At 73.2% G+C, this 26,492-nt stretch carries 17 protein-coding genes; 13 read left to right on the top strand and 4 right to left on the bottom strand.

From position 1 onward, the window contains the following. Positions 1-30 precede the first annotated feature (30 nt). The 3 genes from ACFT5B_RS11650 (at position 31) to ACFT5B_RS11660 (ending at position 3,971) form a co-directional block, all read left to right on the top strand. Positions 31-639, top strand: coding sequence for a VOC family protein (locus ACFT5B_RS11650; protein ID WP_386798331.1), 609 nt, complete (start codon positions 31-33; stop codon positions 637-639). 63 nt (positions 640-702) lie between these two features. Further along, positions 703-3,447 (top strand): ATP-binding protein, encoded by a 2,745-nt coding sequence (locus ACFT5B_RS11655; RefSeq protein WP_386798333.1) that lies wholly within the window; start codon positions 703-705, stop codon positions 3,445-3,447. A 44-nt stretch (positions 3,448-3,491) separates the two neighbouring features. Beyond that, on the top strand, positions 3,492-3,971 hold the full coding sequence (locus tag ACFT5B_RS11660; protein WP_386798335.1) for a nitroreductase family deazaflavin-dependent oxidoreductase: 480 nt from the start codon (positions 3,492-3,494) through the stop codon (positions 3,969-3,971). Between the two features lie 467 nt (positions 3,972-4,438). Here the strand turns inward: ACFT5B_RS11660 and ACFT5B_RS11665 are convergent, their stop codons facing one another. Further along, entirely contained in the window at positions 4,439-6,244 is a 1,806-nt protein-coding gene (locus ACFT5B_RS11665) for an SLC13 family permease (RefSeq protein ID WP_386798337.1), read from the bottom strand. A 114-nt stretch (positions 6,245-6,358) separates the two neighbouring features. Here ACFT5B_RS11665 and ACFT5B_RS11670 point away from each other — a divergent pair, with 114 nt between their 5' ends. From ACFT5B_RS11670 to ACFT5B_RS11680, 3 genes are all read left to right on the top strand, one after another. Beyond that, a complete protein-coding gene (locus tag ACFT5B_RS11670; RefSeq protein WP_386798339.1) occupies positions 6,359-6,682 on the top strand; it encodes a DUF4235 domain-containing protein in 324 nt (107 codons plus the stop codon). 13 nt (positions 6,683-6,695) lie between these two features. After that, complete coding sequence (pip, locus tag ACFT5B_RS11675; RefSeq protein WP_386798413.1) at positions 6,696-7,682, top strand: prolyl aminopeptidase; 987 nt, start codon at positions 6,696-6,698, stop codon at positions 7,680-7,682. Positions 7,683-8,099: 417 nt separating this feature from the next. Then, positions 8,100-9,680 carry an MFS transporter gene (locus tag ACFT5B_RS11680; RefSeq protein WP_386798341.1) on the top strand — a complete coding sequence of 527 codons (1,581 nt, stop codon included), beginning with the start codon at positions 8,100-8,102 and terminating at the stop codon, positions 9,678-9,680. 84 nt (positions 9,681-9,764) lie between these two features. Here the strand turns inward: ACFT5B_RS11680 and ACFT5B_RS11685 are convergent, their stop codons facing one another. Next, positions 9,765-9,917 (bottom strand): hypothetical protein, encoded by a 153-nt coding sequence (locus tag ACFT5B_RS11685; protein ID WP_386798343.1) that lies wholly within the window; start codon positions 9,915-9,917, stop codon positions 9,765-9,767. A 75-nt stretch (positions 9,918-9,992) separates the two neighbouring features. Next, a complete protein-coding gene (locus ACFT5B_RS11690; protein ID WP_386798345.1) occupies positions 9,993-10,370 on the bottom strand; it encodes a DUF488 domain-containing protein in 378 nt (125 codons plus the stop codon). Positions 10,371-10,592: 222 nt separating this feature from the next. On the opposite strand from ACFT5B_RS11690, the gene ACFT5B_RS11695 reads away from it, so the two are divergent. The 5 genes from ACFT5B_RS11695 to ACFT5B_RS11715 are packed head-to-tail and all read left to right on the top strand — an operon-like array spanning position 10,593 to position 17,193. Further along, positions 10,593-11,945: an efflux RND transporter periplasmic adaptor subunit gene (locus ACFT5B_RS11695; protein ID WP_386798348.1), complete on the top strand. Its 1,353-nt coding sequence runs from the start codon at positions 10,593-10,595 to the stop codon at positions 11,943-11,945. Next, positions 11,942-12,775 (top strand): ABC transporter ATP-binding protein, encoded by an 834-nt coding sequence (locus ACFT5B_RS11700; RefSeq protein ID WP_386798350.1) that lies wholly within the window; start codon positions 11,942-11,944, stop codon positions 12,773-12,775. The genes ACFT5B_RS11695 and ACFT5B_RS11700 overlap by 4 nt, the downstream gene beginning before the upstream one ends. Continuing rightward, complete coding sequence (locus tag ACFT5B_RS11705; protein WP_386798352.1) at positions 12,772-14,004, top strand: ABC transporter permease; 1,233 nt, start codon at positions 12,772-12,774, stop codon at positions 14,002-14,004. Before ACFT5B_RS11700 ends, ACFT5B_RS11705 begins: the two co-directional genes overlap by 4 nt. Then, the gene (locus ACFT5B_RS11710; protein WP_386798354.1) at positions 14,004-15,098 is read left to right on the top strand and encodes a hypothetical protein; all 1,095 of its coding nucleotides are present in this window, start codon (positions 14,004-14,006) and stop codon (positions 15,096-15,098) included. Before ACFT5B_RS11705 ends, ACFT5B_RS11710 begins: the two co-directional genes overlap by 1 nt. After that, positions 15,091-17,193 (top strand): biotin/lipoyl-binding protein, encoded by a 2,103-nt coding sequence (locus ACFT5B_RS11715; RefSeq protein ID WP_386798356.1) that lies wholly within the window; start codon positions 15,091-15,093, stop codon positions 17,191-17,193. Before ACFT5B_RS11710 ends, ACFT5B_RS11715 begins: the two co-directional genes overlap by 8 nt. 95 nt (positions 17,194-17,288) lie before the next feature. On the opposite strand, the gene ACFT5B_RS11720 is transcribed toward ACFT5B_RS11715, so the two are convergent. Next, positions 17,289-20,792: a glycoside hydrolase family 3 C-terminal domain-containing protein gene (locus ACFT5B_RS11720; RefSeq protein ID WP_386798358.1), complete on the bottom strand. Its 3,504-nt coding sequence runs from the start codon at positions 20,790-20,792 to the stop codon at positions 17,289-17,291. A gap of 223 nt (positions 20,793-21,015) precedes the next feature. On the opposite strand from ACFT5B_RS11720, the gene ACFT5B_RS11725 reads away from it, so the two are divergent. Both ACFT5B_RS11725 and ACFT5B_RS11730 read left to right on the top strand, forming a co-directional pair. Next, entirely contained in the window at positions 21,016-23,100 is a 2,085-nt protein-coding gene (locus ACFT5B_RS11725) for a hypothetical protein (protein ID WP_386798360.1), read from the top strand. Positions 23,101-23,169: 69 nt separating this feature from the next. Beyond that, positions 23,170-26,436, top strand: coding sequence for a TIM-barrel domain-containing protein (locus ACFT5B_RS11730; protein WP_386798362.1), 3,267 nt, complete (start codon positions 23,170-23,172; stop codon positions 26,434-26,436). Positions 26,437-26,492: the final 56 nt, after the last annotated feature.

The raw sequence follows: 26,492 nt of genomic DNA on the forward strand, positions 1-26,492 counted from the left end.
CACCGAGCACCACTGGACAAGGAGCTGATCATGGTGGACTTCAAGGTCGAGATCGTCGTTCTTCCCGTCTCGGACGTGGACCGCGCGAAGGCGTTCTACGAGAAGGCGTTCGGCGTCCCCGTGGACGTCGACTACGCGGGCCCGAACGGGTTCCGCATCGTGCACCTGACGCCCACGGGCTCGCTGGCGTCGCTCGTCTTCGGCAGCGGGATCACGGACGAGACGCCGGGCACGTCGGCGGCGGTCCACCTCGTGGTGGACGACGTCGTCGAGGCCCGCAAGGAGCTCGAGGCGCGCGGGGTCGAGGTGAGCGAGGTCTTCCACGACGCGGGCGGCGTCTTCCACCACAGCGGGACGACGGACCGCGTCCCGGGCCCGCAGCCGGAGCGCCGGTCGTACGGGTCGTGGTTCTCGTTCGCCGACCCGGACGGCAACGAGCTGTACGTGCAGGAGGTCACGAGCCGCGGCGCGGGCCGCGTCAAGCACGTGATCTACCGGTCGGTCGACGAGGTCGAGGCCGCGCTGCGGGACGCTGCGGAGGCGCACGGGCGCCACGAGCAGGAGCTCGGCCACGCCGACGAGAACTGGCCGGCCTGGTACGCGACGCACATGGCGCAGCAGGCGGGCCTCGCGGAGTGAGGTTCGCGCGACGCCTCCTGACCGGCGAGGATGGTGCCCCGTCCGCGTTGACCAGGAGGCGCCGTGCCGATCCCGACCGCTCCCGCCGGCCCGAGCGGCGGCCCGACCCGGCCCGCGCTGCGCGGCCGGGCCACTGAGCTCGCCGACCTCGACGGCGTCCTGCGTGACGTGCGGTCGGGCCGGAGCCGGGTGCTCGTCGTCCGGGGCGAGGCGGGCGTGGGAAAGACGGCCCTCCTCGACCGTCTCGTCGACGACGCGTCCCGCTGCCGGGTGGTGCGCGCGGCCGGTGTCGAGGCCGAGTCGGAGGTCGCGTACGCCGTCCTGCAGCAGGTCTGCGCCCCGCTCCTGGGCCACCTCGACGCCCTCCCCGAGCCGCAGCGCGAGGCCCTGTCGACGGCGTTCGGGCTGGGCGCGGGCGCGCCGCCCGCGACGCTCGTGATCGGCCTCGCCGTGCTGGGCCTCCTCGCGGAGGCGGCGCAGGAGCACCCGCTGGTGTGCGTCGTCGACGACGTCCAGTGGCTCGACCGGATGTCCGAGGTCGTCCTGACGTTCGTCGCGCGCCGGCTGGACGCCGAGTCGGTGGCGCTCGTCTTCGGTGCGCGCAGCCCCGACGACGGCGGGATGCTCGCCGACCTGCCCGAGCTGCGGCTCGCGGGGCTCGCTGCGCCCGAGGCGCGCGCCCTCCTCGACGCCGTGCTGCCCGGCCCGCTCGACGACGCCGTCCGCGACCGGATCGTCGCGGAGACGGGCGGCAACCCGCTCGCGCTGCTCGAGCTGCCGCGCGACCTGAGCCCGGCCGAGCTGGCGTTCGGCCTGGGCGCCCCGGACGGATCGGTCGCGACCCGCGTCGAGGACGGCTTCGCCGCACGGATCGCGGCGCTCCCGGAGGACACGCGACGCCTGCTGCTCGTCGCCGCGCTCGACCCGGTCGGCGACGTGGGCGTGCTGTGGCGCGCGGCAGACCGGCTGGGCCTGGCGCCGGACGCGCTCGCTCCCGCCCGGGCGGCGGGCTTCGTCGAGGTCGGGGCGCGGGTTCGATTCCGGCACCCCCTCGTGCGGTCGGCGGCGTGGCGGTCGGCCGACCCCGCGGCCCTGCGCGAGGCGCACGGCGTCCTCGCCGACGTGACCGACCAGGCCCAGGAGCCCGACCGGCACGCGTGGCACCGCGCGCACGCCGCCGTCGGGCCGGACGAGGACGTCGCGGCCGAGCTGGAACGGTCCGCGGACCGGGCGACGGCCCGCGGCGGCCGGGTCGCGGCGGCGGTGTTCCTGGAGCGCGCGGCCGCCCTGACGCCGGAGCCGAAGACCCGTGGTGCGCGCGTGCTCGCGGCCGCCGAGGCGCGGTTGCAGGCGGGATCGTTGCGCGAGGTCGCGGACCTCCTCGCCGCCGCGGAGCTCGCCCCGCTCGACCCCGTCCTGCGCGCGACGCTCGAGCGCCTGCGCGCGCAGGCCGCGTTCGCGGCCGACCCGGGCCGTGCCTCGGGCCCGGCGCTGCTCGCCGCGGCGCAGCGGCTCGAGGGACTCGACGTCGCCGCGGCCCGCGAGACCTACCTCGCGGCCCTGGGCGCCGCGATGCACGCCGGACGCGCCGCAGGCGACGAGGGCGCCGCGGTCGCGCGGGCCGCGCTCGCCGTCCCGCCCGGCGACGACGCGACCGGGTTGCTGCTGACCGGGCTCGCCACGTGGTTCGTCGAGGGCCAGGCCGCCGCCGTCGGACCGCTGCGCCGTGGCCTCGCCGCCGTCACGGCCGACGAGGCGCCCGGTCTGCTCTGGCTCGCGGGCCCGCTCGCCCAGGAGGTCGGCGACGACGCGACCTGGTGGCGGCTGACCGAGCAGGCCGTCGACGGAGCCCGTGCGAGCGGCGAGGTGGCGGCGCTCCCGACGGCGCTCACGTTCCGCTCCCTCGCCCTCACCTGGGCCGGACGCGCGGCCGAGGCGTCCGCGCTCAACGCCGAGGCCGAGGCGCTCGCCCAGGCGACGGGCCGACCCCTCCACCCCGCCGGACCGCTCACCCTGACGGCCTACCAGGGTGACGAGCGGGCCGCCGCCCGGGTCCAGGAAGCCGTCGTCGCGGACGCGTCGGCGCGCGGTCAGGGGCGCCTCGTCGGGCTCGCGCACCACAGCCGGGCGCTGCTCCTCAACGGCCTCGGACGCTACCCGGCCGCCCTCGAGGCGGCGCGCGCCGGCGCCGCGTTCGACGACCTCGCCTTCATCTCGTGGACGCTCGTCGAGCTGGGCGAGGCCGCCGCCCGCGCCGGCGACGACGACGCTGCCCGCGAGGCGCGGGACCGGCTGGCCGCCCGCGCGGCGGCGACCGGGACGGACTGGCTGGGCGGGCTGGCGGCGAGCGTCGCCGCCCTCACCGCGCCCGACGACGAGGCGGAGCCGCTCCACCGCGAAGCCCTCGACCGGCTCGCGGCGCCGACCCTCACGCTCCACCGCGCCCGGGCGCAGCTCCAGTACGGCGAGTGGCTGCGCCGTCGGGGGCGGCGGGTGGACGCCCGTGAGCAGCTCCGCGCGGCGCACGAGGCGTTCACCGCGTCCGACGCGCGGGCGTTCGCGGACCGGGCCGCGCGCGAGCTCGCCGCGACCGGCGAGACGGTCCGCAAGCGCACGACCGGGGCCGACGAGGACCTGACCGCCCAGGAGGCCCAGATCGCCCGCCTCGCTGTCGCGGGCCGGACCAACCCCGAGATCGGCGCCGTCCTGTTCCTCAGCCCTCGCACCGTCGAGTGGCACCTGCGGAAGGTCTTCGCCAAGCTCGGCGTCTCGTCGCGCCGGGAGCTCGCGGGGGCGCTCGCGCGCTGACCCACCGACCTGCCGTTTCGTCCGCGCGGTGGCAGGCTCCAAGCATGTCGGACGACGACCTCACCCGTCGCAACCCGGTCGCCCGCGCGATGGCGTGGGTCCTCAACACCCGGTGGGTGGTGCGTGCGCCGATCACGCTGTTCCGGTGCGGGCTGGGCTTCCTCTTCGGCGGGCGTCTCATGATGCTGACCCACCGGGGTCGGAGGAGCGGGCAGCGACGCTACGTGGTGCTGGAGGTCGTGGACCGCCCGTCGCGGGACGTCGTCGTCATCGCGTCCGGGTTCGGGGAGCGCGCGCAGTGGTACCGCAACCTCGAGGCCGACCCGCGCTGCCTCGTGAGCGTGGGCGTCCGGGTGAACGCGCCCGCGGTCGCGCGCCTCCTGCCCGACGACGCGAGCGCCGCCGCGCTGGAACGCTACGCCGCCCGCTACCCGCGCTCCTGGAAGGAGCTGCGGCGCGCGATCACCGCGTCGACCGGGGACCCGGGGTCGAAGATCCCAATCGTCCGGCTCGAGCTCCGCTGAACCGCTCGCACGACCGCCGCACCGCCTCTGCCCCCGCCGACGGCGGCGCTCGGTTCGCCGACGGCGACGCTCAGTTCGCCGACGGCGACGCTCAGTTCGCTGAGGGCGACGCTCGGACGACATGTGACCACCCACCGGGGTTGTCGCCGACCATGCGGTTGTCCACCCCGAGGACTCCAACCTGGTGGGCAAACCCCCTGGTCGCCGAGTGCCATGGTGCCTCAGCGCATGCTCGGCACGACTCCGCCGGAGCACCGATGGCGACGCATCGTTTGCGTTCGCGTCGCGCGACCATGCGGTTGCCGCCCTGAGCACCCGCGAGCATGGGATCACGCGCGTGCTCGGCGTCGACAAGGGGGTCTGCTCGAACGTCACCCTCGGCGAACCGCACGTCACCCTCGCCGAAGCGAGCGTCACCGTCGGCGAACCCAGCGTCGCCCTCGGCGACGGGGGTGCACGGGCGCCGGTCAGGGGGTCAGCGGCCAGAAGACGGGGATCAGCAGGACGCACACCACGAGCCAGGCGAGCATCGTGACGATCCCAAGCTTCCAGTAGTCGCCGAAGCGGTAGCCGCCCGGCCCCATCACCATCATGTTGGCGGGCGTCGCGATCGGCGTGAGGAACGACGCCGCCCCGGCGACGGCGACGAGCATGAGGACGGGCGCGAGCGCGGTCCCGGTCTCGGCGGCCGCGGAGACGGCGATGGGCGTGACGATGAGAACGGTCGCCGTGTTGGACACGACCTGCCCGAGCACGGCGGTGAGGACGAACAGCGCGATCAGGAGCACGTGGGGGTTCCCGGCCGGCACGACGCCGACGATCGCGTTCGCGATGCTGTCGGCTGCGCCGGAGTCCTGGATCGCGACGGACAGCGGGATGAGTCCGCCGACGAGCACGACGGTCTCCCAGGAGACGGCCCGGTAGGCCTGCTGCGGGGTGACGACGCGCAGCAGCACCATCCCGGCTGCGCCCACGAGACCGGCGATCGCGGGCGGCGCGGCGCCGGTGGCGAGCAGGACCACGGTCGCCGCGAGCACCCCGAGCGCCCGCCACGCCCGCGCGCCCAGGGGCACGAGCTGGCGTCGGACGAGCTCGGGGCTGTCGACGACGAGCAGCTCCTCGGACCGGGCGAGCGCCTCGACGTCGGGCCACGCGCCGTGGACGAGCATCGCGTCGCCCTCCTGGAGGTCGACGCCGTCGAGCCCGGTGTCGTGGCCGAGGCGACGGATCCCGAGGACGGTCACGCCGTTGCGCGTGAAACCGGGGAACCGCCGGCTCCCGACGAGGGGCGAGCGCGGCGGCACCACGACCTCCGCGACGCCACGGTCCCTGCTGACGAGCCGGCTCGGGGTCGCGCGCGTGAGCGGGGTGCTGAGGACTCGCAGGCCCGAGGCGTCGGTGAGGCCCGTGACGGACGACGACGCGCCGCTCACCACGACGGTGTCCCCGTCGGCGAGCTCGCGGTCGACGCCGTGCCCCGCGCCGGTCGCGTCCTGCACGCCGACCACGCGGCCGTCGTCGGCGTCGACGAGGTCCTCGGCGCGCCGCCCGAGGGCCGCGGAGCCGCCGGGGACGCGCAGGCGGTAGAAGCCCTGGTCGAGCTCGTAGTGCGCGGCGACGACGGCGGGGTGGGCCGAGTAGTCGGCGGGGAGGTCGGACGGCGTGCGGTGCGGGAGGAGGCGGGGCCCGAGGCGCCAGGCGACCAGGACCGTGACCGCGAGGAGTGGCAGCCCGACGAGCGCGAACTCGAAGAACCCGAACCCGTTGCCCGTCTGCTCCTTGAGCGACTGCGAGACGATCACGTTGACGGTGCTGCCGGAGAGCGCGAGCAGGGCCCCGACGCTGGCCCCGAACGCCAAGGGCATCGCGAGCTGGGAGGTCGCCGTGCCCGAGCGCCTCGCGGCGACGACCATGATCGGCAGGAGCGCGGCGGCCGAGCCGTTCGGGGTCACGAGGGCGGCCATGACGGCGGCGAGGACGACGAGCGCGACGAGGAGCCCGGACCGTCCCGTGCCGACGCGCTCGAGGAGCTGCTGCCCCGCCCACGCGGTGACGCCCGTCGCCTCGAGGCCCTCGGCCACGACGAACAGCCCCGCGATGAAGACGACGATCGGGTCGCCGAAGCCGGCGACGGCGGTCGTGGCGTCGACGACACCGGTCGCCCAGAGCGCGAGCGCCGCGAAGATCGCGACGAGGCCGACGGAGAACCGGTTCCAGACGAACAGCGCCACGACGACCCCGAGGACGACGAAGCACCAGGCGCTGTCCGACACGTTCGGACCCTACGCGGGCGGCCCGGGGCTCGCGCGTCGGCTCTCCGGGTCCCGGCGGGCGCTCGGGAGCACTACGGTGGGACCCGACAGCCCGTTACCCACCGGAGGCAGGCCGTGGCCGACCCGAAGCCCCAACCGAAGCCGACCGCGACGTCGCAGATCCTCACGGCGGTGCTCACCGCCGGTGCGGGCTGGGCGGCCCAGAAGCTCGTGCGCACCGTGTGGGCGCGCCGGGCGGGCAGCGCCCCGAAGAACGCGGCCGACCCCAACGTGTCCGCGGTCGCCGCGGTCGTCTTCGCGGCCGTCGCCGCCGCGGTCGGGGCGATCGCGCAGCGTGCCGCGACGCGCGGGGCGGAGCGGGTCGCCGCGCGGATCCACGCACCGGGTGCGAAGACGGTCGAGTCGACCCTGCGCGACTCCTCGAACGCGGAGCTCTGACGCCGTGGCGATCGTGAACGACGCGACCCCGCTGGACGACCTCCGTGGCCTCTACCCGGAGCTCGAGCCGTACGCGAGCGGCATGCTCGACGTCGGCGACGGGCAGCAGGTCTACTGGGAGACGTCGGGCAACCCCGAGGGCAAGCCGGCCGTGTTCCTGCACGGCGGCCCGGGCGGCGGCACGTCGCCCGCGCACCGGCGCCTCTTCGACCCCGAGAAGTACCGGATCGTCCTCGTCGACCAGCGGGGCTGCGGGCGCAGCATCCCGCACGCGAGCGAGCCCGACGCCGACCTCGCGACCAACACCACGTGGTACCTCGTGGAGGACCTCGAGGTCCTGCGGGAGCACCTGGGCATCGAGCGCTGGCTCGTCCTGGGCGGCTCGTGGGGTTCGACGCTCGCGCTCGCGTACGCGGAGACCTACCCGGAGCGCGTCACCGAGCTCGTGCTGCGCGGCATCTTCACGCTGCAGCGCCGCGAGCTCGACTGGTACTACGAGGGTGCCGCCGGCCAGCTCTTCCCGGAGCGGTACGCGGACTTCCTCGAGCAGGTGCCGGGCGTCGCGCCGGGCGACCGGATCGCCGCCTACCACCGCCTGCTGTTCGACCCCGACCCCACGGTCCACGTGCCCGCGGGCAAGGCGTGGACGACGTGGGAGTCGTCGACGTCGTCGCTGTTCGAGAACCCGGACCGGATCGAGGAGTCGGCCCAGGCGGCGCACGCGACCGCGTTCGCGCGGATCGAGAACCACTACTTCGTCCACCACGGCTTCTTCCGCGAGGGGCAGCTGCTCGACGAGGCCCCGTCGCTGCGCGACGTCCCGGGCGTGATCGTCCAGGGCCGCTACGACGTGGTGTGCCCGCCGGTCACGGCGTGGGAGCTGCACCAGGCGTGGCCGGGCTCGGAGCTCGTGATCGTCCCGGACGCGGGCCACGCGTTCGACGAGCCCGGGACGCTCCACCAGCTCATCGAGGCCACGGACCGGTTCGCGACGCGCTGACCACGTCGTCCTGATCGGCCGCGAGCGCCGCGGTGTCCCGCCGGGGCACCGCGGCGCTCGTCGTCGTGGGGGTGTCGCCGGGTTCGACGACGCCGCGCGCCGCGCGGAGATCTCACCCGGCGGCGAGTGTCACGTCCGGGGCATCGCGCCCGTCTCTCAGGTGGGCCGCGACCACGGGGCCCCCGGTGCGTCCGCGGCGGTGCGGGCGCCGCGGCGCCGTCTGACCGAACAACCGTTGACCTGCCAAAACATTACGCTTCAAGCAAACGGAGGCAGTTTCCATTTACTGTTGACGTGCGCCGGAGCGACTGCTGTGCTGGAACCTCACCGCCTCTCCGCCGTCTCTTCACGACGGCGCCCGGCCGGCGACCCACCCGATGACGAGTCCCTGGAGGACGTGTGTCCGAGCACCCATCGGTGAGCTCCGTGGAGGAGCCCGCCCCGACGGCCGTCAAGGACGCCGTCGACGAGCACGTCGCCCCCGACACGGGGACGGCGCCCACCGAGCTGTCGAACTACCCGCGCCGCTGGGCCGCGCTCGCCGTGATCGCCGCCGCGCAGCTCGTGATCATCCTCGACACCTCCATCATGAACGTCGCCCTCCCGTCCGCCGCGAAGGACCTCGCCATCCCGGCCTCGGACCTCCAGTGGGTCGTCACGGCGTACACCCTGGCGTTCGGCGGCCTGCTGCTCCTCGGCGGGCGCATCGCCGACTACGCCGGCCGCAAGCGGATCTTCCTGCTCGGCCTCCTGGGCTTCGCTGCCGCGTCGGCGCTCGGCGGCGCCGCGCAGGGCGAGGGGACGCTCATCGGCGCCCGCGCGATCCAGGGCGCGTTCGGCGCGCTGCTGGCGCCCGCGGCGCTCGCCCTGATCACCGTGATGTTCACCGAGTCGCACGAGCGCGCCAAGGCGTTCGGCGTGTTCGGCGCCATCGCCGGTGGTGGTTCGGCCGTCGGCCTCATCGCGGGCGGTGTCCTCACGGACTCCCTGGACTGGCGCTGGTGCCTCTTCGTGAACGTGCCCGTCGCGATCATCGCGGCGCTGTTCGCGCTCCGGATCGTGCCCGAGTCCAAGGCGCACGGCGACAGGAAGCTCGACATCCCGGGCGCTGTGCTCTCGATCGTCGGTCTCGCGACGCTCGTCTACGCGTTCACCGAGGCGTCGAAGCAGAAGACGCTGCCGAACGGCAGCGTCACGACCGTCGGGTGGACCGACTCGCTGGTCCTGACCCTGCTGGCCGTCGCCGTCGTCGCGCTCGTCGCGTTCGTCGTCGTGGAGACCCGCGTCGCGAACCCGCTCCTGCCGATGCGCGTCGCCCTCGACCGGAACCGCGGCGGCTCCTACCTGATCTTCCTGCTGGTGGGCGCCGGGCTGTTCGCGATGTTCTTCTTCCTCAGCCTGTTCCTCCAGCAGGTCCTGGCCTGGTCGCCGCTCAAGTCCGGCCTGGCGCTCCTGCCGTTCAGCCTCGGGATCATCGTCATGGCGGGCATCGTGTCGCGGCTCCTGCCCCGGTTCGGGCCCCGCCCGCTCATGATCGCCGGCCTCGCGCTCGCGACCGCCGGCATGCTCCTGCTGATCCGGACGAGCCCCGACTCGTCGTACGTGAGCACGGCCCTGCCCGCGATGATCGTGATCAGCCTCGGCATGGCCCTGGTGTTCATCCCGGCGTCGTCGACGGCGCTCGTGGGCGTCCAGCCGCACGACGCGGGCGTCGCGTCCGCCCTGCTCAACACCGCGCAGCAGGTCGGCGGCTCGCTCGGGCTCGCGCTGCTCAGCACGCTGTCGATCTCGGCGTCGTCGTCCAAGCTCACGGACCTCATCAGCGGCGGCGCGGACCCCAAGGACGTCGCCGCGCAGCACACCGCCAGCGTGTACGGCTTCCACACCGGTTACTTCTGGGGTGCGATGCTCTTCGCGATCGGCCTGCTGGTGGCGATCTTCCTCATCAACGCGAAGAAGGACGCGCTCCCCGCCGAGGGCGCGGTCGCGGCCGGCTGAGCCTCGACCACCCACCTGCACACACGGGCGACGCCCCCACCACCTTGCCGGTGGTGGGGGCGTCGTCCGTGTGCGGGACCTCGGTCAGGTACGGCTCCGCCCTCGTCCGACCAGGGCGAAGATGAGGCCAATCACCAGCACGGCGATCCCGATCCAGAGGAACACGTGTCCCAAGGAGGTGAAGCCCAGGATGAGCAGGACGACACCGATAAGAAGGATGATCAACCAGGCAGCCACAGAGGCCTCCTCTCGTCGTCGACGCCATTCGCGTCGGCCACTTCGACCTTGACGCAACCTCGCAACCTACGCATCTCAGGGCGAAGACTGCCCTGGGCGCGCGCCCTTCGCCTCGAGGTAGTCCCGGAGCACCGTCGCGTTCGCGGTCGCCGGGTCGTGCGCCCCGAACAGGAGCGTCACGGTCGGGTGACCGGCTCCCCACCCGAGCGCGTGCTCGACGGCGTCCGGCCGGGCGTCCAGCTCGGCCCGGAACCGGGTCGCGAACTCGTCGAACCTCGCCGGGTCGTGCCCGTACCAGCGCCGTAGCTCGTCCGACGGCGCGACCTCCTTGTCCCACTCGTCGAGGTGCGCCCTCTCCTTGCTGATGCCGCGCGGCCAGAGCCGGTCGACGAGGACGCGGTACCCGTCGTCGTCGGCGGGCGGCTCGTAGACCCGCTTGATCCGGTAGCCCATGCCCTCAGGCTCCCACCGCCCCCGTGGGCCCGCAGGTCCCGCGAAGTACCCCGGCACCCGGGGTACTTCGCGAAGTACCCCGGATACCGGGGTACTTCGGGGGGTCGACGACGCTCGCACAGGTGGCAGACAGGCACGCGACAGTACCGTGCCAGACCCCCTCCCTACGGTCGGTCCGCCCGGGACGTCCGCTCCCGGACCGCTCGACCGACGAGGGAGATCATGGGAGCCGCAATCCACCGCGTCTGGGCCCGGCCACGGGGCCGGGCGCTCACCGTCGGGATCGTCGCCGCGATCCTCGTCGCCGCCGGCGTCGTCTGCTGGCTGGTCCTGCGGCCCTCGGGCGACGCGGCGGCGTCCCCGGCCATCAAGCAGGTCACGCAGACCGCGACCGTCGGCACGTCGACGTTCGAGAAGTCGGTGTCCGCGACGGGCTCGCTCACCCCGACGGTCGACGAGGACGTGAGCTTCGCGGCGTCCGGCACGGTCACGTCCGTGAAGGTGGCCGAGGGCGACACCGTGAAGAAGGGCGACGTCCTCGCGACGATCGACACCCTTCAGCTCAAGGCCGACCTGCTGTCCGCGAAGGCGGACCTCGCGACGGCGAAGGCGGACCTCGCGTCCGCCGAGGACGCCGACGACGGCACGGACGCGGCCGAGCAGCAGGTCTCCGCGAAGAAGGCGGCGGTCGAGGTCGCGCAGTCGGCCGAGGACGACGCCGAGGACGCCATGGACGGCGCGACCCTCACGGCTCCGGCCTCGGGCCTCGTGACCGCCGTGAACGTCGCCAAGGGCGACGCCGTCACCGGCACGTCGACGGGCTCGTCCGGCTCGGGCAGCGGCGGCTCGGGCACGGGTGCGGCCGCCGGCAGCGGTTCCGGCGGCGCCGGCGGCACCGGGTCGTCGAGCGCCAGCAGCTCGTCGACCTCGACGGCGCCGTTCACGATCGTCGGGACGAGCTCGTGGGAGGTCGCGGTCAGCGTCGGCGAGGACGACGTCGCGAACGTCGCCAAGGGCGACCAGGTCGAGCTCACGGGCGACGACCTGACCGACACCGTCTACGGCACGGTCTCTTCCGTGGGCCTGCTGCCGTCCACGAGCTCCGGTTCCGTCAGCTACCCCGTGACCGTCAAGGTCACCGGCTCCCCCAAGGGCCTGCACGACGGCGTCTCCGTGACCGCGAAGATCGTCTACGAGCGGCGCACGGACGTGCTGTCCGTGCCGTCCGCCGCGGTCACGACGACGGACGGCACCTCGACGGTGCTCGTCGTGGGGGACGACGGCAAGACCACCAAGACGACCGTCACCGTCGGCGAGACCAGCGGCCAGAGCGTCGAGATCACGAAGGGCCTCACCGCGGGCCAGAAGATCCAGTACACGCAGACCGTCATCACGCCCGGCGGCACGTCCGGCCGGACGGGGAACCAGCAGAACGGCGAGTTCCCGAACTTCGGCGGCGGCGAGGGCGGTGGCCGCGGCTACGGCGGGTACGGCGGCGGCGCCGGAGGTCAGGGGGGCGGCCAGGGCGGCCCGCCGGCGGGCTTCGGCGGCGGCCAGCAGGGCGGCGGCCAGTGACCGCGACGCTCACCGGCCCGGCGACCAGGACGACACCCGGGGCACCCCCGGTCATCGACCTGCGAGGCGGCCGCAAGACCTACACCACCGGCTCCATCATGTTCGAAGCCCTGCGCGGCGTCGACGTGCGGATCGAGCGCGGCGAGTACGTCGCGATCATGGGCCCGTCGGGCTCGGGCAAGTCGACGCTCATGAACGTCCTCGGCTGCCTCGACGTCCTCACGTCGGGCACGTACCGGCTCGCGGGCCACGACGTCGGCGACCTCGACGAGGTCGAGCTCGCCCAGATCCGCAACGAGGAGATCGGCTTCGTCTTCCAGCAGTTCCATCTGCTGCCTTCTCTGGCGTCGTGGCGCAACGTCGAGCTGCCCCTCATGTACCGCGGGGTGGCCCGCAACGAGCGGCGCGACCGCGCCGCGGCGGCGCTCGAGCGTGTCGGGCTGGGCGACCGGCTCGACAACCGTCCGGGAGAGCTGTCCGGCGGCCAGCAGCAGCGGGTCGCCGTGGCGCGGGCGCTCGTCGGGGAGCCCGCGCTCATCCTCGCGGACGAGCCCACCGGCAATCTCGACACCGCCTCGACCGAGGACGTCCTCGCACTCTTCGACGAGTTGCACGGGCAGGGCCGCACGATCGTGCTCATCACGCACGAGCCGGAGGTCGCCGAGCGCGCACGGCGCGTGGTGCGCGTGCGCGACGGCCTGATCCAGGGCGACGGCCCGGCGTCGGCGCTGCACGACGACCGCGGCTACCTCCACCACGACGCCCCGGCCGCGGCGCCTGCGGCCCCGTCCACTACCCTCCGCACCGACGACACCCAGGAGCTGAGATGAGCTGGGGCGAGACCCTCGCGACCGGCTGGCACGCCATCCGCGCGCACTCGATGCGGTCCCTGCTGACGGTCCTCGGCATCCTCATCGGGATCGCCGCGGTCATCCTCACGGTCGGTCTGGGGCTGGGCACGCAGAAGGACGTGAGCGCGCAGATCAGCTCGCTCGGCTCCAACCTGCTCATCGTGTCCCCGGGCTCCACGACATCGTCCGCGGGCGTCCGCGGCGGGTTCGGCTCGTCGACGACGCTCACCACGTCCGACGCGTCCGCCCTCACCTCGAAGACGGCCGCGCCCGACGTCGAGGCCGTCGCCGCGGAGAAGTCGTCGTCCGAGTCGCTGGTCAACGGCGACACGAACTGGACCTCGACGGTCGTCGGCACGACGCCGTCGTGGCTGGACGTCCGGTCGCGGACCGTCGCGCAGGGCCGGTTCCTCACCGCGGCGGACGAGACGGACCGCACGACGAACATCGTGCTGGGCTCCGAGACGGCGACCGAGCTGTTCGGCAGCCCGCGCGCGGTCGGGCGGACGCTCACGATCAACGACGTCACGTTCACGGTCGTCGGGGTCCTCGAGCCGGCCGGCTCCAGCAGCTCGGACAACCTCGACGACACCGCCGTGGTGCCGATGAGCACGATGCAGAACACGATCGTCGGCGGCACGACCCGGACCGCGGTCTCGACCATCTACGTCAAGGCCGTCGGGACGGACGAGATCTCGGCCGCCTACCAGGAGACGCAACAGCTGCTGCTCAACCTGCACGGCATCACCGACGCCGACGACGCGGACTTCACCGTGAGCAGCCAGGACGCCCTCGTCTCGACCGCGACGTCCGTCTACCGGACGCTGACCGTCCTGCTCACGGGCATCGCGGCGCTGTCGCTGCTCGTCGGCGGGATCGGGGTCATGAACATCATGCTCGTGTCCGTCACGGAGCGGACCCGCGAGATCGGCCTGCGCAAGGCGCTGGGCGCCCCGCCGGTCGCGATCCGGCGCCAGTTCCTCACCGAGGCGTCGGTCCTCGGCCTGGGCGGCGGGCTCGTCGGGGCGGCGCTCGGCATCGCCGCGGCGAAGCTCCTGCCGAGCGTCCTGGACTCGTCGATCGTCGTGTCCCCCACGGCCGTCGTCGGCTCGATCGTCATCGCGGTCGGCATCGGCCTCGTGTTCGGCGTCTACCCCGCGGTCCGCGCCGCGCGCCTCGCCCCGATCGACGCCCTGAGGAGCGAGTGATGACCCGTTCCCGACCCGCGGCGCACGCCGCCTCGCACACCCCCGACTCCGTCGACCCAGGAGCTGCCATGTCACCGGTCCGTCCCACCTCCCGCCGGGCGTCGCGCGCCGCGCGCCCGTCCCTCGTCCTCGCCGCGACGGGCGTCGCCGCGGCGGTCGCGCTCTCGCTCGCGGCGTGCTCGTCGGGCTCCGGCGCGGACGGCGGCACCCAGGTGAACGCCGCCCAGGGCGAGGGGCAGCAGAACCCGCAAGGCCAGCAGGGCGAGGGCCAGGGTGCCCCCGGCCAGGGCGGCGGGCAGGGCGGCGGCCAGCGGCCGGGGACGTCCGGCGAGGTCGCGGCGGTCTCCGGCTCGACGGCGCAGGTGCAGTCGACGGACGCCCAGACCGCCGTCTCGTGGACGTCGTCCACCAAGGTCACCCAGCAGGTCGCGGGCACGCTCGCGAACGTCAAGGCCGGCGCGTGCGTCGTCGTGACCTCGGCGAGCAGCGTCGCAGGCTCCGGCTCGTCGTCGGGCGGCACGGCCTCCGCGGACGACCCGATCGCCGCGGCCACCGTCGTCGTGCAGTCCACCTCGGGTGACTGCACCACCGGCATGCGCGGCGGGTTCGGCGGCGGGGCGGGCGGCACACGGCCGCCGGGCGCGCCGACCGGCGCCACCGGCGAGATGCCTCAGGGCATGCCGACGGACCTGCCGTCGGGCGCGCCCACCGGCGGCGCCGGCGGGCGGGGCGCGGGCGGCTTCGGCGGCTTCGCGACCGGCAAGGTCACCTCGGTCTCCGCGGCGGGCTTCACCGTCGAGCAGACCGGCTTCGGCCAGGACGCGACCGCCACCGAGCGCCAGGTCACGGTCGGCTCCTCCACCACCTACACCGTCACCAAGACCGCGAAGACGTCGGCCATCAAGGTCGGCCTCTGCCTCACCGCGCAGGGCGAGACGGACTCCAAGGGCACCGTGAAGGCGACCACGATCGCGCTCAGCACCAAGGGCGACGACGGCTGCTCGGCCGGCTTCGGCGGGTTCGGCGGGTTCCGCGGCGGCCAGGGCGGTCAGCAGGGTGGCCGGTCGGGCGAGCAGGGCGGCACCGATGCCTGACCAGCCGATCGCCCCGCACGAGCTCGAGCCGTCCTCCCCCGGGCACGCCCGCTCGACCGCACGGTCGAAGCGGCGCCGTGCCCGACGCCGCCGGGTCCTCGTCGCCGGTGTCACGACGGTCGCGCTCGTCGCCGTCGCGGGCGGCGCGTACGCGTTCACGCGCGGCGACGACACCCGGTACCGCACCACGCCCGTCACGACCGGCACCGTGAACCAGACGATCGCCGCGACCGGCACCGTGGCGTCCGCGTCGCGCGACGACGCCGCGTTCTCCGTGGCGGGCACCGTCGGCAGCGTGAAGGTGCAGGTCGGCGACACGGTCAAGGCCGGCCAGGTCCTCGCGACGCTCGACACATCCGACCTCGACGACGCCGTCACGTCCGCCGAGGACACGCTCACCTCCGCGAAGCAACAGCTCGCGGACGACCTCGACGCGCAGACGAGCGCGAGCTCGAGCACGTCGTCGTCGACCGAGGGCGCCGCGTACGTCGCGCCGTCGGGGTCCGGGACCGCGAGCACCGTCGCGTACGTGACGGTCGCGCGGACCACGCCCGTCGCGGCGTCGGGCTCGGACGCCGTGGACGCCGCGAAGAAGAAGGTCCAGGCGGCGCAGGACGCGCTGCTCGCCCAGTACGACACCGTGACGCAGGCGCTCGCCGCGAGCTCGGACGGCATCACCGCGTCCGGCACGACGTGCGCCACGTTCCTCGCGGGCACGACGTCCGGCTCGGACGGGTCCACGCCCACGTCGAGCCCCACCGCGTCGGGCTCGACCGGCTCGACGTCCTCGGACGGCGACCTCGCCGCCGCCCTCGCCGACTGCCAGGACGCCGTGAAGGGCGTGCTCAGCGACCAGCAGACCGTCGACGACGCGCAGCAGAAGCTGCTCACCCTGGCGACGGACCTCGACGACGCCGTCGCCGCGCTCCAGAAGGCCGTCGCCGCCGCGGGCTCGACGTCGGGCTCGGGTTCCCCGAGCACCGGGTCCGGCTCGGGGTCCTCGTCGGGCACGCCGAGCGGGTCGGGCTCGGGCTCGTCCGGGGCTTCGGGCGCGGGCTCGTCCGGCTCGCGCGCGACGTCGGGCACGGGGACGCCGTCGGGCTCCGGCTCGAAGGGCTCCGGCGGCACCGGTTCCGGGCTGCCGTCGGGCTCGGGCGGAGGCGCCACCGGTTCGGGGTCGGGCGCGACCGGCTCCGGCGGCCAGTCGGGCTTCGGCTCGGGCTCGGGCTCGAGCGCCGGCAGCGGCGCGGGCGCGACCGGCGGCTCCGGCCAGACGGGCGGGACCGGGTCGGGCTCCCAGGGCTCCGGCCAGGGGACGTCGAGCAGGACAATCACGGCCGAGCAGATCCTCGCCGACCAGGCGAGCGTCGACCTCGCCGAGTCGAAGGTCGCGATCGCCGAGGACGCCCGGCAGCGCTACCAGCTCACGAGCCGGATCTCCGGGACCGTCGCCCAGGTCGCACTGGCCAAGGGCGACGCGGTCTCCGCGTCGTCGTCGAGCGCGGTGGTGACGGTCGTCGGGAAGAACGGGTACGTCGTCGACGCGACCGTCCCGCTCACCAAGGTGTCCCTGCTGAAGACCGGCCAGACCGCCGACGTCAGCATCGTCGGAGCCACGAAGAAGCTCGGCGGCACCGTCAGCAGCATCGGCGTGGTCAACCAGTCCGAGACGTCGACGCCGTCGTACACGGTGTCGATCACCCTCGACGACGCGTCGAAGAAGCTCTACGACGGCTCGTCCGCGCAGCTCGAGATCGCCGTCGCGGCGGCGAAGGACGCGACGGTCGTCCCGACGTCGGCCGTGACGGTGTCCGGCACCCAGCACACCGTGCAGGTGCTCCGGGACGGCAAGCCGACGACCGTCGCGGTCGAGGTCGGCGCCGTCGGGAGCGACGTCACGCAGATCACGTCGGGTCTGAAGAAGGGCGACACCGTGATCCTCGCGGACCTCACGAAGGACGTCACGAGCGGCAGCTCGGACAGCTCCACGAGCGGGCTGGGCGGGCTCGGCGGCAACCAGGGCCGGGGCGGCGGCCAGCTCCCGGGAGGGACCTTCGTCGGCGGGCCCGGCGGGTTCGGCGGCGGCGCCCCGTGACGCACGTCTGACGACCGGCACGACGAAGGGACCCCCGGCACCGAGGGTCCCTTCGTCGTCCTACCGACGCTGACGCGCCGAGGCCGGTTGCGCGGTCAGCCGGTCACGTGCGCGGCGAAGACTCGCAGCTGCGGGTTCGTCGGCAGGGTGACGGACGCGATCTCCTTCCCCGGCGTCAGCGGCACCTGGGTCGCGTAGAGGCTCACCCGCTGGGCGTGGGGGTTGGTCGAACCGGCCGGGCGGTTCCAGTAGGGCGTCGTCGCGACGACCACGGAGCCGGGCACGGCCTGGTTGTAGAACCAGTCGTTGACGTCGACCGCGCCCGACGACGTGGTCCCGTCGGTGTACGTCACCGTGAGGGTGCCCTTCTGCTCGCCGCTGGTCCCGACCGCGAGCAGCGCGAGCGAGGCGCCCGAGCCCGACATCGTCACGGTCTGCCCCGCCGCCGAGACGACGTTCGGTTCCCCGGCCGTGATCTGCGGGAAGACGAGTCCGCCGTACCCGCCGGGGATCGGCTGGCCGGGGACGACCCCGACCGACGCGAGGGCCTGGAGCGAGAACGAGTACCCGGTGCCGTCGAGGTTCCCGGCGGTCTCGTCGGCGTCGTCACTCACCCCGACCGTGTCGTACGCAGCGGCCAGCGACGCGTAGGGGACGGTGACCGCGGCGGTACCTGCCGCGTGGCCACCGACGTACTGCGACGTCGCACGGATCGTGGCGGCTCCCGTGGTCGCGTCAGCAGGCACGGAGACCTTCCAGGTCGCCTGGACCGATGCCCCGGGCGCGACGGCGCGGGTCGTCGTCGGGAGCGACGCGGTGGTCCAGCCGTCCGGCAGCTCCAGGCTCGTGCGCACGTCGCGGGCCGTGGTGGTCGACCCGTTGGTGAACGTCGTCGTGACGTCGACCGTGCTCCCCGCCCGGGCGCCGGCCGGGGCGCCGACCGTCACCGACCGGGGCTGCGTCGTCTTCGTCACCGAGAAGTAGTCCTTCGTCGGCAGGCTCGACGACGAGTCCCCGGCCCGGACCGTGTACGTTCCGGGAGTCAGCGCCCAGCTCTGCGCCTTCGTGTTCCACACCGACGCGTCGCGAGCCGTGATCGTCACGCTGACCTTCTTCGACCGTCCCGGCTCGAGCGTGACCTTCTGGAAGCCGACGAGCGACTTCGGCGGCTCACCCGAGCTCGTGGGCTGCGACAGGTAGAACTGCACGACGTCGGAGCCCGCGACCTTGCCGGTGTTGGTCACCGTCGCCGTCGCCTTCACGGCGCCGCCCTCGGCCATCTTCGCCTGGCTCACGTGCAGTCCCGAGACGCGGAACGTCGTGTACGACAGGCCGTAGCCGAACGGGAACAGAGGCTCGACGTCCTTGGCGTCGTACCACCGGTAGCCGACGTCGAGGCCCTCGGAGTACTCGACCTTCCCGTCGGTGCCGGGGAACTGCGCGTCCGTCGACGCCGGGACGTCCGCGAGGGACTTCGGGAACGTCACCGGGAGCTTCCCTGACGGGTTCGTGTCGCCGAACAGCACCGACGCGATCGCGTTCCCGGCCTCCTGCCCGGGGTACCACGCCTCGACGACGCCGGCGACGTCGTCGACCCACGGCATGGTGACGGCCGAGCCCGTGTTGAGCACGACGACGGTCCGCGGGTTCGCCTTCGCGACGGCCTCGATCAGGGCGTTCTGGTCCGCGGGCAGGTCGATGCTCGTGAGGTCGCTGCCCTCCGACGTCGCGAGGTTCGCGTAGACGACCGCGACGTCCGAGCTCTTGGCGAGCGCGACGGCCTCGGCGGTCGCGTCCGAGCCACCCGGCGGCGTCCACCCGAACTGCATGGCCGACCCGCCACCGCCCTGGTAGTACTCGATCTCGACGGCGACCTTCTGCCCGGCGGTGAGATCCACCGCGTACGTCTTGGTCGTCGCGCCCTGGTCGGCCCAGTTGTCGATGACGCGCGCTCCGTCGAGGGACAGCCGGCTGCCGTCGTCGCTCGTGACGGAGAACGTGTAGGTGCCTGTGGTGGGGGCCGTCAGCGTCCCGGTCCACCGCACCGAGAAGTTCGACGCGGGGACGCCGGCCGCCGGAGGCTGGCCGTTCCACCCGAAGCCGACGTAGGAGTCCGTCCGGGTCACCGTCGGGCTCCCGTTCAGCGTCGTGTTCGTGAAGTACTCGCCGGTGAGCCCGTGCCCCGTGCCGGACGCGGGCGTCAGGTACTGGCTCGGCACCGCCGGGAGCGCGCCGCCACCGATCGTGCTGTAGCCCTGCGCGTACGAGACGGCGACCTCGTCCTCCGCCGCGCGAGCGGTGATGCCGTCGAGCGGGGTCACCGTCCCCGAGCCCTGGGCCCACGCGCTTCCCCCGCCGACGGTCAGCGCGTTGTTGCCCGCGCCGTCACCGATCACGGCGATCGACCGCGTCTTCGGACCCAGCGGAAGGACGCCTCCGTCGTTCTTCAGCAGCACCGTCCCCGCCTCGCTGATCGCCTGGGCGGCCTTCGTGTGCGCCGGGGTGGCGGCGTCGGCGTCGGGAGTCCGCGGCGCGGGGTGGGCGACGAGGTCGAACCGGAACTCCTCGCGGAGGATGCGGGTCACCATGTCGTCGAGGCGGCTCATCGGAACCGTGCCCGCCTGCACGGCGGCCTTGAGCGCCGCCCCGAAGTGCGCGTCGTCGGGCATCTCCATGTCGAGACCGGCGTTGGCGGCGGCCACCGTGCTCTTGGTCCCCCACCAGTCCGACGTGATGAAGCCGTCGAAGCCCTGCTCGCCCTTGAGGATCCCGTTGAGGTAGCCGTTCTCGCAGGCGTTGGTCCCGTTGATCCAGCTGTAGGAGCACATCACGGACGCCGGCTTCGCCTGCTCGACCACCCGGGCGAAGGCCGACGTGTAGATCTCGTGCACCGTCCGGTCGTCCACGACGGCGTTGTCCGGCGCGTTGCCCCGGTTGGTCTCCTGGTTGTAGACGGCGTAGTGCTTGACCTGCGCCATGACGCCCTGGTCCTGGATGCCCGTCACGTCGGCGGCGGCGATCTGCCCGGCGAGGTACGGGTCCTCGCCCATGGACTCGAAGGCTCGTCCCCACCGTGGGTCACGGACGATGTTGATGGTCGGGCTCAACGAGACGTCGACGCCCTTGGTCTTGCCCTCCTGGCCCATCACGGTGCCGTACGCGGTCGCCATCGACGGGTCGAAGCTCGCCGCGAGGCTCGTCTCGGACGGCAGCTGCGTGGTGTTGCCGTCGAAGTTGTTGCCGTTCGGGGTGTTGAGCTTGATCCCGCTCGGCCCGTCGGAGAGCTTGAGCTCGGGCAGGCACAGGCGTGGGACGCCGGCGACGGCGCCCGCGTACGTCGTGTCCGAGATGCCGTGCACGAGCGTGATCTTCTCGTCGAGCGTCATCCGGGCGAGGACCTGCTTCGCCCGGGTCAGGTCCGAGGCGTGCGACGTGACCCACGGACAGGCGGCGCCCGCTGGGGAGGCCGCCGGGCTTGCGGCGAGCGCACCGTGCGCGGGGACGACCAGCGCCCCGGCGACGAGTGCCGTGGCGACGAGGCCGGAGCGACCGCCGCGTCGTCGGGGAGGGGCGGAGGGGTGCGGTACCGACCGTTTCATGCGAGACTCCTGAGCGATTGACAGCGCTGTCAAGGACACCCCGTTGTCTACGGGGTCCCGGACTCCTGTGTCAAGAGCAGGAACGCAAGGTGAGACGCAAGCTTGCAAACACGGGCTGGCGTGGGGGTCTTGACAAAACGACAACGTTGCCAGAAGGTCATTGCGTTCAGGTACTGAACCCATTGGTTGGCACTCGACCTTGTGCGTGCGTCGAAGGAGACACATGACCAGCAAGCGACGTTCCCGACAGCTCGGCCTCCTCACCGGTGCGGCAGTGGCCGCGGTGTGCCTGGTGTCCGCCGGCACGACGACCGCGGGCGCCGCGGTCGACGCGGCGGCACCACCGCCCGACGCCGTCACGGACGCCCCGGCGCTTTCCTTCGCGAACCCGAACACCGAGGCGGCGTTCGGGCCCGCCTACCGTGAGGCCCTCGACAACCTCCTGCGGACGAACACCGTCCCGTTCGACGACGCGACCTACAACCAGAGCGGCCTCATGACCGCGGACCCGGGCACGTTCGTGAAGGCGGGCGGCGGCTACCCGCAGCCGTGGACGCGCGACGCGTCGGTCAACTCGTGGAACGCCGCGAGCCTGCTCGAGCCGGACGTCGCGCGGAACACGCTGTGGTCCGCCGTCGACAAGGACGACCAGGGCCGGCTCCAGGTCAAGCAGGACGACCAGACCTGGGACCAGGTCGTCTGGGTCACCTCCGCGTGGAACCACTACCTCGTGACCGGTGACCGCTCGTTCCTCGCCGACGCCTTCCAGACCGCGAAGAACACCCTCGCGATCCGTCTCGCCGACTCCGACCCGGGCCTGAACCCGGCGTTCGGGCTGTTCACGGGTCCGTCGTTCTTCAACGACGGCGTGGCGGGCTACCCCGCTCCCCCCGCCGACCCGACGGAGTCGCTCGGCTCGGGCTCGTTCTCCTACCCCGGCATCCGGACCGGGATGTTCCTCAGCACCAACGAGCTCTACTACGCAGCCTTCCAGAACGTCGCGAACATGGCGCAGGCCCTCGGGCAGCCGTCGGACGTGGCGGCAGGCTACCGGTCGCAGGCCGCGGCCCTGAAGAAGACCATCAACGAGCGCTTCTGGAACCCGAAGACCGGCCTGTACCGGTACATGGTCCTGCCCGACGGCACGACCGGCGACTACCAGGAGGGCACCGGCCTGGCGTTCGCCATCCTCTTCGGCATCGCCGACGAGCGGCAGACCCGGTCGATCCTCGCGAACACCCACCTCATGGCCCAGGGCGTCGCCGACGTCTACCCGGACTTCGAGCGGTACAGCACGGACCAGCCGGGCCGCCACAACGCCATCGTGTGGCCCGTGGTCGAGGGCTTCTGGGGCTCGGCGGCCGCGCAGGCCGGCGATCAGACGGCCTTCGCGACCAACCTCGCCCGTCTCGCCCACCAGGCCGACGCCAACAGCGGCTTCTGGGAGATCTACAACGGCACGACGGGAGTCGTCGACGGCGGCTACCAGCGGCTCGGCGACGACCTGAAGTTCCACTGGGGCTCGGAGCCCGACCAGACCTGGTCCGCGACGGCGTACCTGCGCCAGCTCTACGACGGCGTGTTCGGCATCGGGTACACCGAGGACGGCCTCGAGCTCACGCCGACCCTGCCGACCGGCTGGGGCGACACCACGCTCTCCGGCCTGCGCTACCGCGACGCCGACCTGACGATCCGCCTGCACGGTGCGGGAGACCGCGTCGCCTCGTTCCGCCTCGACGGCAGGCCGCGCAAGGACGCCGAGATCCCCGCGACGCTCACGGGCCGTCACACGGTCGACGTCACGCTCGTCGGCGCGACGAACGGCGACCGCGACGGCGACGGGCTCAAGGACCGCGCCGACAGCTGCCCCGACCAGGCCGGCACCCGCGTGCTCGACGGCTGTCCCGCCTCGGAGAAGATCCAGTCCGAGGACGCGCTCAACGAGGGCGGCGTGAAGACGAACGTCAACCACACCGGCTACGACGGCGACGCGTTCGTCGACGGCGTCTGGAGCACGGGCGCGTCGTCGACGTACCGGCTGAACCTGCGCCCCGCGCGGTCGACCGGGACCCTCACGATCCGCTACGCGAACGCGAACGGGTCGGACGCGACGCTCAGCCTCTACGTCGACGGGAAGAAGGAGCGACAGCTCGCGCTGCCGTCCAACACCGACGGCAGCTGGGACACGTGGTCCACGTTCCGGCTCCCCGGCCTCACGCTGCACGGCCAGCACCCGACCGTGAGCCTGCGCGTGGACGATGGCGACTCCGGGCGCGTCAACCTCGACTGGGTCGGCTTCGGGTCCTGACGACCGGTTCCCACCCGACCGCAGCCTCTCCAGCACCACCGTCACCCTCACGAGAACGAAGGAGTCCTCATGTCCTCCGCACCACCCCGGCGGGCACGCGCCTCGGCGCGACCGCACGCGAGCAGACGCACGGCGCTCGGACTGATCGCCGCGACCGCCCTCGCCGCCACCACCGCCGCCACCGCGGCGCCGTCCTTCGCCGCGACCACCGGGCACGGGTCCAGCGCGCACGGGTCCACGGCGGCCGCCTCGGCGGTCGTGTCCGGCGACGCGCGCTTCGAGGTCCTGTCCCCGACCCTGATCCGCACCGAGTACGCGGGCGACGCGAAGTTCCTCGACGCGGGCACGTTCAACGCGATCGGGCGTGACGACTTCAACCGCACCCGTTTCACCTCGAAGGTGCGCGACGGCTGGTTGACCATCACCACCGACGCCGCGACGCTGCGCTACAAGGTCGGCTCCGGGCCCTTCACGCCCGACAACCTCTCCCTCTCGCTCCGCACGGGCGACCAGCAGGTCACCGCCGCACCCTGGCCGTCGACGGAGGCACCGCTGTGCGCCGTCGGCGCGCTGTGCGAGGCCGAGGGGCTGCGGCTCGTCGGCGTCGGGACCGCCAAGGACCACAGCGGCGCGACGGGCGACGGCTTCGTCGCCGGGTTCCAGAGCACCGGCAACCAGGTGAGCTTCCGGGTCGAGGCGGCCACGGCGGGCACCTACGACCTCGACCTCCGCTATGCGAACGCCCAGGGCGGCGACGGCAAGAACGTCACCCGGACGCTCAGCGTCAAGGTCGACGACGGCGCCCCGCAGGTCGTGCAGCTCCCCGTCACCGGGAGCTGGGACACGTGGAAGGTCGCGACGGCGTCTCTGAACCTGTCCGCGGGCACGCACACCGTCACGGTGCTCCGGTCGGCGACCGACTCGGGCAACATCAACCTCGACAGCCTCGCCGTCGTCACCCCCGGCGCGGCGTACCCGGGCCCGGGCGCCGCCGTCAGTGCGCCCTGCGCGTTCGGCGAGATCTGCGAGGCCGAGACCAGCACGCTGAGCGGCGGCGCGAAGGTCGCGCACGACCACAACGACTACTCGGGCACCGGCTTCACCGCGGGCCTCGAGAAGGCGGGCGCGGCCGACACGGTCTCCGTGACGGACGTCCCCAAGGCGGGCGACTACACGCTCCAGGTCCGGTACGCGAACTGGGCCGCGGCCAACGCCGCCGTGCAGGACCGCAGCCTCGCCGTCGTGACCCCGGACAAGACGACGGCGGTCGCGCTGCCGCCGACGAGCAGCTGGGACACGTGGCGGACCGTCGAGGTGCCGGTCCACCTGGCGGCCGGGGCCAACACGGTCAAGCTCGCCTGCACGGCCGACGTCACCTGCAACGTCAACGTCGACACCGTCGCGTTCGTGAAGAAGGGCGCGCCGCTGCTCGCCCCGCACGCCGCGCTCGGCGGCTACCGGCGCAGTATCGACGGGGTCGACGGCTCGGCCCTGACGAACCCCGGCCTGCTCTACCAGGACGGCTGGTCCCTGCTCGACGACACGGCGTCCGCGCAGTTCGACCCCGACACCCAGAAGGTGACCCAGCGGTCCGGCCACGGCGGCGAGACCTACCAGGACGGCTACGTCTTCGCCTACGGCCAGGACTACGCGCAGGGGCTCCGCGACCTGTCGGTGCTCACCGGTCCGTCCGAGCTGCTCCCCCGCTGGGCCTACGGCCTCTGGTACTCGGAGTACTACGACCGCACCGCGGCCGAGTTCGAGGACACGATCCTGCCGAAGTTCCGCTCGGAGGGCGTCCCGCTCGACTCGCTGGTCGTGGACACGGACTTCAAGAGCCCGGGCACCTGGAACGGCTGGGAGATCGACTCCACGAAGTTCCCCGACCCGAAGGGCTTCTTCGACTGGGCGCACGGCGAGGGCCTGCACACCGCGCTCAACATCCACCCGAGCATCGACAGCAACGACCCGCACTTCGCGCAGGCGCAGGCGACGGCGAAGGGCAAGCTCCAGAACGGCGTCTTCGACTGGGGCGACCCCGACCAGCTCAAGGCGTACATGGACCTGCACGACGCCATGGGCGCTGACGGCAACGACCTGTGGTGGCTCGACTGGTGCTGCGACTCGTCGTACTCGTCGCTCGCGGGCGTGACGGGCGACGCGTGGATCAACCTCCAGTACGCGAACGCCACCGACAAGACCGTGGGACGCGGCTTCGCGTTCTCCCGTGCGTACGGCACGCTCGCAGCCGGCGGGTACGGCAACGTCACCCCGGTCCCCACGGGCCCCTGGGCGGACAAGCGCACGACGCTGCACTTCACCGGTGACACGACGTCGAGCTGGGCGTCGCTCAAGTACCAGGTCGGGTACACCGGCGGCGAGTCGGCGGCGACGGGCATGGCGTCGATCAGCCACGACATCGGCGGGCACACGGGCGGCACCCAGCTGCCCGGCTCGGAGCCCGGGACCACGAAGCTCCCGGACGACCTCTACGCCCGCTGGGTCCAGCTCGGGACGTTCCAGCCGATCGACCGGCTGCACTCCAACCACAGCGACCGGCTCCCGTGGCAGTACGGCACGGACGCCAAGTCGTCGGCGGAGAAGTTCCTCAACCTGCGCGAGAACCTGGTGCCGTACACCTACACGCTGGCCCAGCAGGCCACGGCGACGGGCATGCCGATCGTCCGCCCGCTGTACCTGCAGTACCCGGAGCAGCAGGAGGCGTACGCCCAGACGGACAGCGAGTACCTGTACGGCCCGGACGTCCTCGTCGCTCCGGTCACCTCGGCCGGCACGACGTCGACGACGTCGGTCTGGTTCCCGGCCGGCTCCACCTGGACGGACTGGTTCACCGGGAAGACGTACCAGGGCGGCACGACGGCGCAGGTCACGACCGGGCTCGACACCATGCCGGTGTTCGTGCGGTCCGGCGGGATCGTCACGACCCGGTCGCACGACGTCACGGGCGACGTGCAGAACCCGCTCACGGACGTCACCGTCACGGTGGCCGAGGGCCAGTCCGGTCAGGCGTCGCTGTACGAGGACGACGGCTCCACGACCGACACGTCGCAGAGCGCGACGACGTCGATCGACTACCGGAAGACGGGAGTCAACCACACCGTCCGCATCGGGGCGGCGAAGGGCTCGTTCGCCGGCCAGGTGAAGCACCGCACGTGGACGGTGGCGTTCACGAACGCCACCGAGCCGCGGGTGGTCCGCGTCGACGGCCACAAGCTGTCGGCGCACGACTGGACCTGGGACGCGGCGACCCGCACGCTGACCGTGCAGGCGGGCACGCGGAGCGTCGACCAGCGGCTCACGGTGAGCTACCAGTGAGGTAGCCACCGCGCGGAACGATCCCGGGGTGCCCGGTCTCGTACGAGACCGGGCAC

It is taken from the genome of Luteimicrobium sp. NPDC057192 (assembly GCF_042670205.1).
Lineage (GTDB): Bacteria > Actinomycetota > Actinomycetes > Actinomycetales > Cellulomonadaceae > Luteimicrobium.

What these genes read in the sequence shown, in the direction of transcription:
- ACFT5B_RS11720 (WP_386798358.1), bottom strand. Translation starts at nt 20,792, where the DNA reads ATGAAACGGTCGGTACCGCACCCCTCCGCCCCTCCCCGACGACGCGGC.
- ACFT5B_RS11710 (WP_386798354.1), top strand. Translation starts at nt 14,004, where the DNA reads ATGACCCGTTCCCGACCCGCGGCGCACGCCGCCTCGCACACCCCCGAC.
- ACFT5B_RS11690 (WP_386798345.1), bottom strand. Translation starts at nt 10,370, where the DNA reads ATGGGCTACCGGATCAAGCGGGTCTACGAGCCGCCCGCCGACGACGAC.
- ACFT5B_RS11695 (WP_386798348.1), top strand. Translation starts at nt 10,593, where the DNA reads ATGGGAGCCGCAATCCACCGCGTCTGGGCCCGGCCACGGGGCCGGGCG.
- ACFT5B_RS11650 (WP_386798331.1), top strand. Translation starts at nt 31, where the DNA reads ATGGTGGACTTCAAGGTCGAGATCGTCGTTCTTCCCGTCTCGGACGTG.
- ACFT5B_RS11705 (WP_386798352.1), top strand. Translation starts at nt 12,772, where the DNA reads ATGAGCTGGGGCGAGACCCTCGCGACCGGCTGGCACGCCATCCGCGCG.
- ACFT5B_RS11725 (WP_386798360.1), top strand. Translation starts at nt 21,016, where the DNA reads ATGACCAGCAAGCGACGTTCCCGACAGCTCGGCCTCCTCACCGGTGCG.
- ACFT5B_RS11730 (WP_386798362.1), top strand. Translation starts at nt 23,170, where the DNA reads ATGTCCTCCGCACCACCCCGGCGGGCACGCGCCTCGGCGCGACCGCAC.
- ACFT5B_RS11660 (WP_386798335.1), top strand. Translation starts at nt 3,492, where the DNA reads ATGTCGGACGACGACCTCACCCGTCGCAACCCGGTCGCCCGCGCGATG.
- ACFT5B_RS11715 (WP_386798356.1), top strand. Translation starts at nt 15,091, where the DNA reads ATGCCTGACCAGCCGATCGCCCCGCACGAGCTCGAGCCGTCCTCCCCC.